Here is a 13,845-nt window from a genome sequence, read left to right as displayed (position 1 = left end):
TCGGAGACTTCCCCCACGCGGGCCCCGGCCTGCAGACCGAAAGAGAAATAATGCGTACCAAAATTGCTGTTTCGGCAGCACTTGGGGTCGGACTGGTTTTCGGCGCCGGTGCTCCCGCACTGTCGAGCAATCTGTCGTCGACCGACGCCGCAAAAACGTCCGGCATCTCCGCTGATGTCGTGCCCGGCCAAGAACTCGAACGAATCACCGACGGCAAGATCGAAAAGGGCGAGACCGCCTACGTCGATGTCACGGTCGCGACACTGTGGACCGACCCGAAGGCCCCTCGCAAGGTCGACAAGCCCGCACTCCAGCACCCCGTCGACCTCAAGAAGTGGAACAAGAACCTCGAATCCACCGATGTGCGCCGAGGCCTGACTGGAAAAACCGAGACCCAGGCAACGTACGGTTCGGAAGTCTCAGTCCTCGAAACCAAGGGCAGCTGGGCCAAGGTCGCCGTGACCGACCAGAAGACCCCGAAGAACAAGAAGGGCTACCCGGGTTGGCTGCCCAAGAAGCAGTTGGTCGAAAACGACCGCTTCGGAAAGCTCGCTGAAGACCAGCCCCGCGCGGTGGTCACGAAGCCCAAGAGCGAACTCGAAGGCATCGAATTCACCAAGGACACGGGTGCCGACGTCAGCTTCAACGTCGACCTGCCGCTCATCGCCCAGGACGTCGACGATGTCCGCGTCGCACTCCCCGGAGGCGGAGCCGCCTGGATCGACATCGACGATGTGGATGTCTACGATGTCGGCGGCAAACCCGAGAAGCCCAGTGGCAAGGACCTCGTGAAGACCGCGAAGCAGTTCGAGGGTCTGCGCTACCTATGGGCCGGAGTCTCCGCCTACGGATTCGACTGCTCCGGATTCACCTACTCCATCTACAAAGCCCACGGCATCGATCTGCCTCGCGACTCGGGAGAGCAGGCGAAGGCCGGCAAGGCAGTTTCCTCGTCGAACCTCAAGCCCGGTGACCTGCTGTTCTTCTCGACCAGCTCGGGAACTGTCCACCACGTCGGAATGTACGTCGGCGACGGCAAGATGATCCACTCGCCGAACGCGTCGAAAGACGTCTACGTCACCGACTGGAAGAAGTGGGACACCGGAAACGAATTCTCCGGAGCTCGCCGCATCCTCTGATCTGAGCCGCGTCCTCTGATCTGGATCGAGTCAGATGGTCCCGGTTCCAACCAGGATCTGGCCACGTCAGTCGAGTGACCAGCCGACACACTGATGGCCGGTGCCCCAATAGGGGACCGGCCATCAGTGATTTCAGAAGGGCCTCGCTGGGAACATCGTCAAGGTCGCTGAGCACGGCTCTGGCAGGGGAGCCTCGCAAGGTTTGCTGAGCACGGCGATTGCCGCTAGGCCTGGCCAGGGGAGGGGTGCCCGCCGAGGCGGCTATCGAGCAGAGTCGACCGGAATGACCGGCGACCCGATTTCATCGAAACTCGCCCACCGAGGCGACCGCAGTATGGTTTCCCCGACGCGACCGTCGGTCAGTGCCGCGAGCTCTGAGTCGATTTCAGGAAGATGGCACGGGCCAGATCATCCCGACGTTCGATGACCAGCCGGCGCAGAGCCGCAGGTGCATCGTCGTTGGCGGCCAACCATGCGTCGGTCTTCTCGACCACGGCCTCCTCGTCGACGGACCATCGGGGATAGAGGCCGAGCACCAGGCGGCGGGCGATCTCAATCGAATTGTCCGTCCAGAACCCGAGCAGACCATCGAAGTACTCATCGACATACTCCTCGATGAGCGGCATCGCACTCGGCGCGATGAACCCGGCGATGATCGCCGACAGAACATCATTGCTCAGCGCTCCCGCCTCGCGGATCGCCTCCCAGGCACGGATCTTTACGATCGGCAGAGGCAGTGCGGCACTGGCCGTCTCGGCGTGAAGTCGACCCGAAGAGCTGGGATCCGAATGATTCTCCCGCGCGATATCCGTCTGATCCGCCCACCCGAGGCAGACGAGCGCCGTCAGCGCATTCCACCGCAGTGCATGATCATTGATGAGACCCCGGAACGGCAGCGTTGCAGTCGAATGCTCGGCGCCTCGACCCGTGCGGGCACCGCCGGAAGCTTCGGCCGACTGACTCACCGAACCGGCCTGCCCAGCAGAACCAGCTTGCCCAACCGACCCGGCCCGATCAGCCGAACCGGCCTGCCCGGGGGCTCCGGCATACATTCGGTCGATCTCCTCACCGACCGGCACCGTCAGGATCTGGCTGGCGAACCCACGCCCCATAGCCACCGCGGAGCTGCCGGCGGCACAGCGGGCCGTCCGCGACGTCAGCGCCAATACGAGATTGGCCAGATGCAGCTGCGCATCCGATCCCGCCTTCGCCGCCGCCAACGCATCCAACGCGGCTCCCAAAAGCCCCATGATCGCGGCATCGAAATTCCGGTCCGCCACCCACTGGTCGATGCAAGTCAGAGCGGTCTGACTGAGCCCCGCCATGATCCCGGCATGACTCTCCTTGCCCAGGCTGCGGGCATAGGCGGTGAGGTACTTCTGCACCGGCATGAGCCCATCGCGCACCGCATTGTCCAAGGCCGACCACACCAGGGCCCGTGACAGCGGGTCCGTGATCCGCGACGCCGAGGTGATCGCCGCCTCCGTCGACTCCGGATCGAGGCGCACCCGCGCATAGTCCAGGTCGTTGTAGTTGAGCAGAGTGATCACGCCGGCGCTGCGACCGATCAGCTGCTCGACGTCGGCCGACTCGGTCGAGAACTCGAAACGGAAGGAATCGAGGGGAACGATCGCCCGCCCCGACCGCCCGAACGTGGCGATCTCGATCGTGTGCGGCCGCAGCAGGGCCGTGCCGTCGGCCGAATCGGACTGAGTGATCGTGGCACCCGTGACCTGTTCCGAACCGGACCGTCGCCGAGGCGGGTCCACCCTGCCGCTCGACCTGGATCCTGCCTCGTGAGCGGCTCCGGCGATCCCGTGGAAACCGTCGCCGACGACATCCGGGCTGCGCAGCCTTGCGCCCGAGCTCGAAGCCACGAGCCTCCCTCGTCCCGCGCTCTGCGCGGAGACGTCGGAACCGGCAGAATCTCCGTCGGCTCCAATTCCGGTCCCACCCTGCGAGAACACGGCCGACCCGACCGTGGGCCCTGCCGCCCCGACCGTGGACCCAGACGAACCATTCGCGGACCCAGACGAACCGTCTGCCGTCGTCAGCTGCAGGGAAAGCTCCGAGACTCCGGACGTCCCCAGCCACGCGGCCGCCCAGTTCGCGATGTCCCGGTCGGGAGCCGCCTCGGCGAGGCATTCGAGGAAATCAGCCAACTCGGTATTGCCGTACTCGAAGCGCCTGAAATACAGCCGCGAACCGGCGAAGAACGCCTCCCGGCCGACGAACGCGACGAGCTGCTTGAGCACCGATGCGCCCTTGGCATAGGTGATGCCGTCGAAGTTGAGCTTCGCGGCCTCGACATCGGGGATGTCGGCGACGATCGGGTGCGTCGTCGGATACAGATCCTGCGTGTACGCCCACGCCTTGCGGCGCAGCGCGAAGGTCACCCACCCATCGGTGAACCGCGTCGCCTCGGCCAGCGCGAGCCCGCCCATGAAGTCGGCGAAGGACTCCTTGAGCCACAGGTCATCCCACCACTTCATCGTGACGAGATCGCCGAACCACATGTGCGCCATCTCGTGCAGGATGACATTGGCACGGGACTCGTAGTTCGCGTCCGTGACCTTGTCCCGGAAGATCAGATTGTCCGTGAACGTCACCAGACCGGGGTTCTCCATCGCCCCAAGGTTGTACTCGGGAACGAAGATCTGATCGTACTTGCCCCACGGGTAGGGGTAGTCGAATTCGGAGGTGAAGAAGTCGAGGCCGGCTTTCGTGACGCCGAAGATGTCCTCCGCGTCGAGGTGGTCGACGAGGCTCGCGCGCGTCCACGCGCCCAGCTGCACGGTCTGCCCGGTGCGCGGATCCGTCCACTCGTCCGTCGCCCCCTCGTAGGGGCCCGCGGTGATGCAGGTGATGTAGCTCGACTGCTTGAGCGTCGGTTCGAAGCAATGGGTGACCGCGGCAGACGACTCGTATCCGTTCGCAGGCTCGAAACCCGCCGAGGCGGCCCCCGCCGAACCATCGGCCGGTTCCGTCCGTGCCTCGGCCCGGTTCGACAGAACCTGGAAATGTGCGGGAGCGGTGACCGTGAAGATGAACTCGGCCTTGAGATCGGGCTGGTCGAAATTCGCGAAGACGCGACGGGCGTCGGTGGGTTCGTACTGTGTATAGAGATAGGTCTTGCCGTCGGCCGGATCCGTGAACCGGTGCAGACCCTCGCCCGAGGTGGAATAGCGGGCCTGCGCCTCGATCGTCAGGGAATTGCGGCCGGCGCGGACGGGGAACGTGACTCGGGCACCGTCGAAGACCTCGGCGGGGGAGAGGCTCTCACCATTGATCAGAACGGAGGTCACGGAGTCGGCGATGAGGTCGATGAATGTCGAATCGACGAAGCGGGCGGAGAAGTCGACGACAGTGCGAGACAGGTACGTGTCGGCATCGGTTTCGGCGTTGCTGACGTCGATATGGACTGAGTAGGAATCGACCTCGAGCAGCTGTGTTCGACTCTGGGCTTCGCTTCGGGTGAGATTCGTTGTCATTCAATAGCCTCCTCGGCGGACAGACTTTAGCATGCCACATTTCCGGTATTCTGAGTACAGCACCAGCGAGCGGCAGAGGGGACTGATGGCGGACAATCGGGTCAGCGAACTGCCTCGGCGGGGGTTCAACGTCGTCGCCCACCGCCTGCGCTTAGGGCTCAAGCGGGTGTGGGTGAACTCCGGTCAGCTGATCCAGATCCCCATCGCCGCGACGGCCGCCTACGCTTTCTGCGTCTACGTGCTCGGCCACCCGTATCCGTTCCTCGCCGCGGTCGCCTCCGCCGTCGGCATCGGCCCGGTCGTCGACCGTCGCCTGCGCCGCGCCCTCGAGATCGGCATCGGAGCGACGTTCGGGGTGCTCGTGGGCGAGATACTCGTCAACTTCTACGGCTCCGGCATCTGGCAGCTCGCCCTGACCCTGATCATCGGCCTGACGATCGGCACGATACTGAACTCCGGCGGCATCTTCATCACCCAGATCGCCGTCCAATCCGTCTACGTCGTCGTTGTCCCTACCAGCGCCACCACCATGCCGTTCCCGCGCACCCTCGACGCTCTCACCGGATCCGTCTGCGCGATCCTCCTGGCACTGCTGATCCCGCGCGACGCCCGAAAGGCTCCGCGTCGCCTGGCCGCGGACATGCTCGAGGAGGTCGACGCCGTTCTCAGGATGATGAAACGAGCCCTGCGCGAAGCCGATGTGACGATGGCCGGACGAGCCCTCGAACGTGCTCGCGAAACCCAGGACATCATCGATTCCTGGGGTTCATCCTTGCGGATCTCCCGTGAAGCCGCGAAGATCAATGCACGAGCCCGCCGGCATGCGGCCGAGGTCACCCGCCTGTCCCGCGCCCATACCTTCTCCGACCGCGCGATGCGGACCATGCGAGTCATCGCCCGCCGCGTCGTCGGCATCACCGAGCTCGGCGTCGCCAAACCCGTCATCGCCGACTACGTCGGATCCTTGGCCGACGGTGCGAAGAAGCTCGAGATCGCTCTGCGCCGCGGCACCGACCGTTCCCTCGCCGAGGCAGCCCTGTCCGAAGCGGCGGGCGCTTTGGATCCGCGAGCGAAACCCGATTGGGACATCCACGACGAGTCGATGGTCCTGCTCCTGCGGACAGTCGCCGTCGACCTGCTGCAGGCCGCGGGACTCACCCGTGAGGAAGCCCAGTCCCGGCTTCCACCGCTGGCCGTGAACGCCGATGAGGCCGATGAGGAAGACGGGCCGGCCGTCGAATAGCCGTCGAGGCGGTCAGCTGCTTTCGACGACGAAGACGGCGTTCGTGCCCGGTTCCAGAGCCGTGAACCGGTGAGGCTGATCGCCCGGATGGGTGAGGTAGTCGCCGACGCCCAGTTCGTAGGACTTGCCGAGCACTTCGATGCGTGCGGCCCCGCGGCCGAGGATGACATGTTCGATCGTGCCCTGCGGGTGCGGCTGAGACTCCCTGGGTTCACCCGGTTCGGCCTGGATGAAGTAGACGTCGCGTCGGGCATTCGTCGGCGACGGTGAGAGCAGGGTGGCCACATAGTTCGCGGTGGTCGAGGGCAGGCTGGGCATATCGCCGACGTGTTGGAAGGCGACCTCGTGCGGGGGCGGGTCGAGCAGGCGCGCGAGAGGGATGTCGAGCGCAGCGGCCAGAGCCCACATCGTCTCCAGGCTCGGATTTCCGCTTCCCGTCTCAAGCCCGGACATCGTCGACTTGCCGATGCCGGCGCGCCTGGCGACCTCGGAGAGGGAGAGTCCGGCGCGCAGTCGTTCGCGTTTCAGTGCCGCGGCGATCTGCTGACTCGGCGACAGCGACGGGCTGGGGGCGGAGCCGGAGCCGGAGCCGGTGGAAGCGGAGGCTGCGGCGTTATCGGAGACGAGCTCGCCGGCGGCCTCGGTGCTTGCATCAGGGGTGGGACCGCTTTGGGAGTCGTTCAGCGAATCGTCGTTGCTTCGAGAAGTCATGAGTTCACTATAGCGGTTAGGCCGTTCGGGTTGACGAACGATGACCGAGGGTGCACTGTATAGAACATGAGTTCATTATTTCGCACGGCTGATCGGGTGCTCCCCGGCTCGACCTACCGTGCGGTCGCCATCGTCACCATCACGATCATCGCAGTCGCCCTGTCGTACGGGGCGATCTCCGCGGTCTCCGGATTCGCCTGGTGGCAGACTCTGCTGCTGGCGATGTTCGCTCTCGGCGGCGCCGCCGAATTCACCTTCGTCGGCGTCATCGCCGCCGGCGGTGCCCCGATCCTCGCGGTGCTCGCGGGTCTCCTCGTCAATTCCCGGAACTTCGCCTTCGGAGTCGCGGTCGGCCCCTTCTTCCCACAGGACTGGCGAGCTCTCATCGCCTCCCACTGGATCAATGACGAATCCACCGCGATCTCGCGCCTCGGGCACAACGACCGGGCGAAATGGCATGCGTTTCTGCTCATGGGCGCCGCAATCGCCATCATGTGGCCCGGCGGTGCCATGGTCGGGCAGTGGCTGGGCAATGTCATCAACGCGGACCTGCTCGGACTCGACGCGGCCTTCCCGATCATCCTCTTCTGCCTCATCCGCGGGGACCTGAAGAACCGGGTCACACTCTCGCTGACCGTTATCGGCATCCTCATCGCCGTGGGCCTGACCCCGCTGCTGCCGCTCGGGCTGGGAGCAGTGACCTCACTGTCCGTCTTCGTCTTCGTCGCCGCCGGCTGGGCCGTGCGCTGGTTCATCCGTCGCCGCCGGTCCGGAACCAACGGTGCCGACCAGCACGGAGTCGATCACTCGCCACACACAACTCGAGAGGAGAGCCGCCGATGAGCGCCGTCAGCTTCCTCATCGCCCTTGCCGGGCTGAGCCTCGGGACCTATCTCATGCGCTTCGCCGGTGTGAAGGTGGGAGCGGCCATCGCCACGAAGGGGCGCCGGCGAGCCCCGGCGACCGCCTCGGCAGGGCCTGACTCCTCTGTGGGGGCTGACTCCTCCGCGGGTGTGGACGGAGGGGGCGCAACCGCCCCTGCAGGGGTCGACGGACAGGGTGCAGCCGCCTCGGCGGGGGCAGGTGATTCGGCCGACTCGACCGAGCGTGTGACGATGTGGATGGACCGGGCCACGGTCGTGCTCATCGGCGCCGTCTTCGCTACCACCGCGGTCTTCGACGGCACTGACATCGCCGATCCGGCCCGCCTCATCGGCGTTGGTGCCGGCGTTCTCGCCTCGATTCTGCGCGTGCCGATGCTGCTCGCCGTCGTCATCGGCATGGGCGTGTGCGCGCTCATCCGCACCACCGGGATCCTCTGAGCAGCGGCGGCACGCCCCCACTGTGAAAGCCGTGGGATGCGGGTGGGCAATTGCCGAGGATCTCCCGCCCGGAACTGCCCCGAAAGCCCGAGATTGCTAGGCTGGGACCATGGAATACATCGCGGGTTTTCAGCGTCTCGTCTTTCTTGCCCTGACGGTGGCCGCATTCGTCGTCCAGCTCTGGGCGTTCATCGACTGCCTCCGCTTCAAGGATGAGAACTACCGCGCCGTGGACAAACAGAGCAAGAAGTTCTGGGTCATCCTCCTCGGCGTCGGGCTCGCGCTCGCCCTCATCGCACTGCCCCCGATGGGCATGAGCATGATCTTCCTCAACATCATCGCCCTCGTCGCCGGCATCGTCTACCTCACCGATGTGCGCCCGAAGGTCCGGGCCGTCGACCCGCGCTACCGCAAACGCTGACCGGATTGACGCCGCACCAGCATTCGCGGACCCGGTCGGCAAGCGCCCAGCACACGCTGGCTAGACTCGCCCTATGAGCACCGACCTCAACCTGCCGGGTCCCGAATCCGGCTTCATCGCCACGTTCGGAAGCGGCGAGCCGCACACCCTCTTCGGCCACGGATTCGCCGGCGCGATCCGCGACACCCGCCCCTTCGGCACCGGCATCACCGGCACCCGCCACTTCCTCCACCTGCCCGGCCACGGCGGCCGCCCCTCACCCGGCCCCGGCTGGACCTACCCGCAGATCGCCGAGGTGCTCGCCGACGCCGTGAGCACCACCTCGGCGAGCCGAGCGCTGGGCGTCTCGATGTCCGCCGGAGGACTTCTCCACCTGCTGAGCATCGCCCACCCCGTGACCCGCGGTCTCGACAAGATCGCCCTCGTCCTCCCCGCCTCCTTCACCGGATTCCCCACCGAGGTGGCCGCCGCCAACCGCTCCCACCTGGAGAGACTGCGTCGCCTCGTCGCCGATGAGGACATCGACGGCATCGTCGAACTCATGCTCTCCCGCGAACCCGCCGAGGTGGCCCAAATGCTTCCCGCGCGAGCCTGGGCGAAGGCGAAGGCCGAGAACCTCGTCCACACGGACATGTCCGACGGACTCGGACTCGCCCTCGAAATCGCTGTCGCGGACACCGAAGAGGCAGCCGAGAACCTGCGCTCCTTCCCGGGCGACGTCCTCGTGCTCACCCACGAAGACGACCCGGCACATCCGGTCCCCGTCGCCGAAGACATCCACCGTGCGATTCCGAACTCCCGCCTCGAGGTGCTCCCCGCCGGATCGATCCTGTGGCGCGGCCGTCACGACGTGCGGCGCATCCTCGGCGAGTTCTTCGGTTAGTCACGTTCTTCGGCTGGGCACTGGCTTCGACTAGGTGCCGGCTTCGGTGAGGTTCTGGATTCGGTTCAGCGCTGGTTTCGGCTGGTCACCCGACCGAGGTCGTTGGCTAGACTGTCTCCGTGCGCATCTCCGTCCTCTCCCTCCACACCTCGCCCGTCGCCCAACCCGGCCAGGGCGACGCCGGAGGAATGAACGTCTACGTCGACCAATCCGTGCGCGCGCTCGCCGCCGCCGGACACCGAGTCGACGTGTTCACCGCCGACCCCGGCGGACTCGACGGCACGGGAGGCAGTGCAGAAGTCGCTTTCGACGGAGCCGGCGCTGACCGGGGACGCGGCGCGGGCCCCTCCGAGGGTCAGAGTGCGAGGCTGGAGATCACCGAATCCATCGCCCTCCACCACCTGCCGGTCGGCGCCGCGACGAAGGACGAACTCTCCGACGCGATCGACGAACTCGCCGACCTGCTCAATGCCCACCCCGACTTCCTCTCCGCCGATCTCATCTGGAGCCACTATTGGATCTCCGCCGAGGCGGCCCTGCGCGCTCGTGACAACGCCGTCGACAACGACGCCGAGTCCGGAGACAGCGGCACCGAATCCGGAGACAGCGGTGCCGACGCCGTTGCCGGGGCCGGGCAGGACCGTGCGGCGCAGGCTCCGATCGCGGTGAGCATGCACACGATCGGGGCCGTGAAGAACCGCGATTCCGACACCAGTCACGAACGACCCCAACGACTCGAAGCCGAAGAGCGCATCGCCGCCGAGGCCGACCTGCTCGTCGCCGCTACACCCGCCGAACGTCGCGATCTCGTGTCGGAACTCCACGCCGACCCCGACTCGGTCGTCGTCGCCCGACCGGGTGTCGATCACGCGCTCTACGCACCGGACTCACAGTCGGACGCGCGCAAGCGTCTGGGATTCGACTCGGACGAGGCGATCGTCCTCTACGTCGGACGTATGCAGTTCATCAAAGGCACGGACGTCGCCGTCGACGCCCTGGCCGAACTGCGGGAACGCAACCCGCACCTGGCCTCCCGAACCCGCGGTATCCTCCTCGGAGCCGCCTCGGGGGCAGGCGTCGAAGCAGGCGGGGGAGCGGTCCGACCGTCCTCGACGTATCTGCGGGAGCTGACCGCGGCGATCGCGAGCGAACCCAGCGTCGAGGTCCGCCCGCCCGTTCCCTCCCACATCCTCGTCGACTACTACCGGGCCGCTGACCTGCTCATCGTCCCCTCCCGCAGCGAATCCTTCGGACTCGTGGCCGCCGAAGCGGCCGCCTCCGGTCTGCCTGCGATCGCCTCGGCGGTGGGAGGACTCCCGGAGATCGTCGAACACGGACATTCGGGACTGCTCATCGCCGACCACAACCCGCACCACTGGGCGACGGCGATCGAAACGCTGCTCACTGACACGCAGCTGCGAGCCGAACTCGCCGGCCATGCCGTCGATCGTGCCGAACGCTTCGACTGGGGCCACACCGTCGCAGCCGTGCTCGACGCTGTGCCGGACACCTCCGGCATAACTGCGCGGCGCTCGGAAGCGCTGGGAGCGTGCTGAACGACTAGAGTCGGCGGTGAGCACGAGAGCCGAGCGAAAGGCGTGAGAGCATGAGCACCGACACCGAGGCGATCCTGTCCGGAGTGCGCACCTGGGCCGAGAACAACGACGTTCCCGTCGATTCGATCGAGGATGCCGAGATCGTCGTCACCCTGCCGGGGGAGAAGAAGCTTAAGACGAACGTGGCGATCAGCGTCTTCGCTCGCACCGCCCATCTGCAGGCGTTCGTCATCCGTCATCCCGACGAGAACTCGGCCGCATTCAATCGGTGGCTGCTGCAGAAGAACCTCAAACCCGGGCCGGTGGCATTTGCGATCGACAGCCTCGGCGATGTCTATCTGCGCGCGAGCGTGCCCCGAGAGCATCTGCTCGATGACCTCGACGGACTTCTCGGGGCGATGCTCGCCACGGCGGACTCCTCATTCAACGAACTCCTCCAGATCGGGTTCCTCACCGGAATGAAGAAGGAGTGGGCCTGGAGGGTCGGCCGAGGCGAGTCGACGCGCAACCTCGCGGCCTTCGAGAAGGTGCTCAGCGGGGATGACAACGAATTCCTCGGCACCTTCGGTGACGCCGATTCCGAACCCCCGGCGGTGTCGGCCGATCGGGAGAGCGATGGGGCTGGCCAGGCAGGTGATGCGTCCGAGCGGACGGGTGAGGGAACCGATGAGGAGGCCGATCAGCCTGGTGGAGGAGCAGGGGAAGAGTCCGTTCCGGGCGCTTCGCGGGGTTCTGCCGACGGTCCGAGCCAGGGCCCGCGCTCATGAGTGCGGCCGCCTCCAAGCCGGCGGGCGTCGACGAATACATCACCTCGTTCGACGACGAGCGACACCGAGCCTTCCTCACCCGGCTGCGCGAGCTCAGTCGTGCCGCCGCACCGCAGGCCGAGGAGAGCCTCAAATGGGGCAGCCCCGCCTACGCCCTCGGCTCGATCCTGTTCGTGTTCGCCGGGTACAAGAAGCACGCGAACGTCGTCTTCACTCCGAGTACGAAAGACGCCTTCGCCGACCGTCTGCAGGACTTCGACACCGGTAAGGGCTCGATCAAACTGCCCTATGACGGCGAGATTCCGACCGAGCTGCTGACCGAGATGATCGCCCACCGGATCCGCGAATTCGAGGTCGACGGAGTGAAGTGGATGTGAGGGCGCGCCGGTCTCAGTCGAGGGGCAGCTTCATTCCCTCGTGGCTGGCGACATAGCCGAGCCGATCGTAGAAACGCTGAGCACCGGTGCGCGACTTATCGGTGGTGAGCTGAACGAGTCCGGCGCCGAAGCGACGTCCGCACTCGTGAGCCCATTCGAAGACCGCCGTGCCGAGCCCGATGCCCTGAGCCGAGGGGCCGACTCGCACCGCCTCGATCTGCAGGCGGAGCGTGCCGCGGCGAGACAGGCTGGGCAGCAGACTCAGCTGCAGGGTCCCGACGACGGTCGAACCGTCGCGGGTCTGGCCAGCTGATCGGGACTGCTCGGCTGACTCGGACTGGTCTGCGATGTCGGCCTGGCCGGCGATGGCAGCCCGGCCCGTCGGGTCAGCCTGGCCCCTCGGGTCAGCCTGTCCTGCTGATTCGGTGATGGCGACGAGGAGCTGATTGGGATCGGCGTCGATGAGCGCGAACGCACGAGCATAGGGGGCCGCATCCTCGGCGTCGGGTATGGCAGGTGCAGCGCCGGCTGCGACAGCGCCCGCACGGTCGACCACTTCGACGGCGGCCTCACGGGCGGCACCGAGCATGTCGTCACGCAGGAGCGCAACCATGGCCGGCACATCGGCCTCGGTCGCGCGGCGGATGACGAACGTCCGGCCCGCCAGGTCCAGGGTCTGAGGGGAGAACCCGTCGAAGCCTCGGTCCGAATCGCCCTGGCCCGGTCTGACCTGACCCGGTCTGCCCTCGTCCGGGGCTGCCTCGGTGGTCATCGGCTTGCGGTCCCAGCGGAGGTCGCTCCGGCAGCTGCCGACTCACGGTTGGACGCAGCGACCGGCGGCTTGCCGTAGGGTCGACGAGCGAAGAGCGAGGCCAACAGGGCGCCGGAAACGTTGTGCCACACGCTGAAGACGGCTCCGGGCAGTGCTGCCAGCGGTGAGAAGTACGTGGTGGCCAGGGTCGATGCCAGACCGGAGTTCTGGAGTCCGACCTCGAACGACAGCGCGCGACGGGTCGGGGTGTCGAGACGGCAGGCCGCGGCCACACCGTAGCCGACGCCGAGCCCGAGCAGATTGTGCGTGACGACGGCGAGCAGAACGAGCACACCGGCAGTGGCGATCGAACTCGCGGATCCGGCCACGACGATCGAGACGATATAGGCGATGGCGATCGAGGCCAGCCATGGCAGCACCGGCGAGATCTTGTCGACGAACTTCGACTCGAACACGCGGACCAGGACGCCGACGATGACCGGAACGAGCACGGTCTGGCAGATCGAGACGAACATCGACCAGAACGGCACGTCCATATACGAACCAGCCAGCCACAGAGTCAGCAGCGGGGTGAGCACCGGAGCGAGCAGCGTCGACAGGGTCGTGATCGACACCGACAGCGCAGTGTCGCCCTTGGCCAGATAGGTCACGACATTCGACGCAGTGCCGCCGGGCGCGCAGCCGACGAGGATGACGCCGACAGCGATCTCGGTCGGAAGCGAGTACACGGTCACGACGAGGAGGCCGAGCAGCGGCATCGCCACGAACTGAGTGACGACTCCGAGCACCGCGATCCACGGCCGCTTCGCGATGCGGGCGAAGTCGGGCAGCGTCAGGGTCAGACCCATGAAGAACATGACCACGCCGAGCGCCCACGTGATCGACGGCGCCAGAGGAGTGAAGGCATCGGGCAGCAGGAACCCGAGCACTCCCGCAATGACGACGAGGACCGGCAGAGCCGTGACGGCGATGATCGAACTGCGATCGGCAGCGGGAGCGGCTGTGCCTCCGGAAGCCTGATGTGCTGGCGTTTGTGACATGGGTCCAGGCTACTCCGCGGATTTTGTCATTCGAGACACATGCCCAGAAATTGAGACCCGATCGGCGAGGAAGAGCGGCGGGGTGTTGGCGGGTCACCGCCGGAGGAGACCGGCAGTGATGAC

The 13,845-nt window shown here is 66.3% G+C and carries 13 protein-coding genes; 9 read left to right on the top strand and 4 right to left on the bottom strand.

The features are described 5' to 3' along the window. Window positions 1-50: 50 nt before the first annotated feature. Window positions 51-1,139 carry a C40 family peptidase gene (locus tag AC3CD9_RS12340; protein WP_488364131.1) on the top strand — a complete coding sequence of 363 codons (1,089 nt, stop codon included), beginning with the start codon at window positions 51-53 and terminating at the stop codon, window positions 1,137-1,139. 359 nt (window positions 1,140-1,498) lie between these two features. Here AC3CD9_RS12340 and pepN read toward each other — a convergent pair whose 3' ends face one another. Then, on the bottom strand, window positions 1,499-4,630 hold the full coding sequence (gene pepN / locus AC3CD9_RS12335; RefSeq protein ID WP_488364129.1) for an aminopeptidase N: 3,132 nt from the start codon (window positions 4,628-4,630) through the stop codon (window positions 1,499-1,501). Window positions 4,631-4,715: 85 nt separating this feature from the next. On the opposite strand from pepN, the gene AC3CD9_RS12330 reads away from it, so the two are divergent. Next, window positions 4,716-5,873 carry an FUSC family protein gene (locus tag AC3CD9_RS12330; RefSeq protein WP_488364128.1) on the top strand — a complete coding sequence of 386 codons (1,158 nt, stop codon included), beginning with the start codon at window positions 4,716-4,718 and terminating at the stop codon, window positions 5,871-5,873. Between the two features lie 12 nt (window positions 5,874-5,885). Here the strand turns inward: AC3CD9_RS12330 and AC3CD9_RS12325 are convergent, their stop codons facing one another. Beyond that, window positions 5,886-6,584 carry a helix-turn-helix domain-containing protein gene (locus AC3CD9_RS12325; RefSeq protein ID WP_488364127.1) on the bottom strand — a complete coding sequence of 233 codons (699 nt, stop codon included), beginning with the start codon at window positions 6,582-6,584 and terminating at the stop codon, window positions 5,886-5,888. Window positions 6,585-6,650: 66 nt separating this feature from the next. On the opposite strand from AC3CD9_RS12325, the gene AC3CD9_RS12320 reads away from it, so the two are divergent. The 7 genes from AC3CD9_RS12320 to AC3CD9_RS12290 all read left to right on the top strand — a co-directional run bounded on the left by AC3CD9_RS12320 (window position 6,651) and on the right by AC3CD9_RS12290 (window position 11,910). Continuing rightward, a complete protein-coding gene (locus AC3CD9_RS12320) occupies window positions 6,651-7,427 on the top strand; it encodes an AzlC family ABC transporter permease (RefSeq protein ID WP_488364126.1) in 777 nt (258 codons plus the stop codon). After that, window positions 7,424-7,906 carry an AzlD domain-containing protein gene (locus AC3CD9_RS12315; RefSeq protein WP_488364125.1) on the top strand — a complete coding sequence of 161 codons (483 nt, stop codon included), beginning with the start codon at window positions 7,424-7,426 and terminating at the stop codon, window positions 7,904-7,906. The genes AC3CD9_RS12320 and AC3CD9_RS12315 overlap by 4 nt, the downstream gene beginning before the upstream one ends. Before the next feature lie 109 nt (window positions 7,907-8,015). Next, window positions 8,016-8,327, top strand: a complete 312-nt coding sequence (locus AC3CD9_RS12310) for a DUF2516 family protein (RefSeq protein WP_025777370.1) — start codon at window positions 8,016-8,018, stop codon at window positions 8,325-8,327. Window positions 8,328-8,400: 73 nt separating this feature from the next. After that, window positions 8,401-9,210 (top strand): alpha/beta fold hydrolase, encoded by an 810-nt coding sequence (locus AC3CD9_RS12305; RefSeq protein ID WP_488364123.1) that lies wholly within the window; start codon window positions 8,401-8,403, stop codon window positions 9,208-9,210. Between the two features lie 119 nt (window positions 9,211-9,329). Next, window positions 9,330-10,766: a glycosyltransferase gene (locus AC3CD9_RS12300; RefSeq protein ID WP_488364122.1), complete on the top strand. Its 1,437-nt coding sequence runs from the start codon at window positions 9,330-9,332 to the stop codon at window positions 10,764-10,766. Window positions 10,767-10,816: 50 nt separating this feature from the next. Continuing rightward, window positions 10,817-11,533, top strand: coding sequence for a YbjN domain-containing protein (locus AC3CD9_RS12295; protein WP_488364120.1), 717 nt, complete (start codon window positions 10,817-10,819; stop codon window positions 11,531-11,533). Beyond that, the gene (locus AC3CD9_RS12290; protein ID WP_488364119.1) at window positions 11,530-11,910 is read left to right on the top strand and encodes an iron chaperone; all 381 of its coding nucleotides are present in this window, start codon (window positions 11,530-11,532) and stop codon (window positions 11,908-11,910) included. Before AC3CD9_RS12295 ends, AC3CD9_RS12290 begins: the two co-directional genes overlap by 4 nt. Window positions 11,911-11,923: 13 nt before the next feature. Here the strand turns inward: AC3CD9_RS12290 and AC3CD9_RS12285 are convergent, their stop codons facing one another. Both AC3CD9_RS12285 and AC3CD9_RS12280 read right to left on the bottom strand, forming a co-directional pair. Beyond that, window positions 11,924-12,682, bottom strand: coding sequence for a GNAT family N-acetyltransferase (locus tag AC3CD9_RS12285; RefSeq protein WP_488364118.1), 759 nt, complete (start codon window positions 12,680-12,682; stop codon window positions 11,924-11,926). Then, the gene (locus tag AC3CD9_RS12280) at window positions 12,679-13,722 is read right to left on the bottom strand and encodes a bile acid:sodium symporter family protein (protein ID WP_488364116.1); all 1,044 of its coding nucleotides are present in this window, start codon (window positions 13,720-13,722) and stop codon (window positions 12,679-12,681) included. Before AC3CD9_RS12280 ends, AC3CD9_RS12285 begins: the two co-directional genes overlap by 4 nt. Window positions 13,723-13,845: the final 123 nt, after the last annotated feature.

The sequence above is a fragment of the Brevibacterium sp. MGP-B1 genome (assembly GCF_057766545.1).
This window is presented reverse-complemented; position numbering and strand designations above follow the sequence as displayed.

Coding starts and splice junctions, on each gene's coding strand:
- AC3CD9_RS12325 (WP_488364127.1), bottom strand. CDS start 6,584: ATGACTTCTCGAAGCAACGACGATTCGCTGAACGACTCCCAAAGCGGT.
- AC3CD9_RS12305 (WP_488364123.1), top strand. CDS start 8,401: ATGAGCACCGACCTCAACCTGCCGGGTCCCGAATCCGGCTTCATCGCC.
- AC3CD9_RS12315 (WP_488364125.1), top strand. CDS start 7,424: ATGAGCGCCGTCAGCTTCCTCATCGCCCTTGCCGGGCTGAGCCTCGGG.
- AC3CD9_RS12320 (WP_488364126.1), top strand. CDS start 6,651: ATGAGTTCATTATTTCGCACGGCTGATCGGGTGCTCCCCGGCTCGACC.
- AC3CD9_RS12330 (WP_488364128.1), top strand. CDS start 4,716: ATGGCGGACAATCGGGTCAGCGAACTGCCTCGGCGGGGGTTCAACGTC.
- pepN (WP_488364129.1), bottom strand. CDS start 4,630: ATGACAACGAATCTCACCCGAAGCGAAGCCCAGAGTCGAACACAGCTG.
- AC3CD9_RS12310 (WP_025777370.1), top strand. CDS start 8,016: ATGGAATACATCGCGGGTTTTCAGCGTCTCGTCTTTCTTGCCCTGACG.
- AC3CD9_RS12340 (WP_488364131.1), top strand. CDS start 51: ATGCGTACCAAAATTGCTGTTTCGGCAGCACTTGGGGTCGGACTGGTT.
- AC3CD9_RS12285 (WP_488364118.1), bottom strand. CDS start 12,682: ATGACCACCGAGGCAGCCCCGGACGAGGGCAGACCGGGTCAGGTCAGA.
- AC3CD9_RS12295 (WP_488364120.1), top strand. CDS start 10,817: ATGAGCACCGACACCGAGGCGATCCTGTCCGGAGTGCGCACCTGGGCC.
- AC3CD9_RS12290 (WP_488364119.1), top strand. CDS start 11,530: ATGAGTGCGGCCGCCTCCAAGCCGGCGGGCGTCGACGAATACATCACC.
- AC3CD9_RS12280 (WP_488364116.1), bottom strand. CDS start 13,722: ATGTCACAAACGCCAGCACATCAGGCTTCCGGAGGCACAGCCGCTCCC.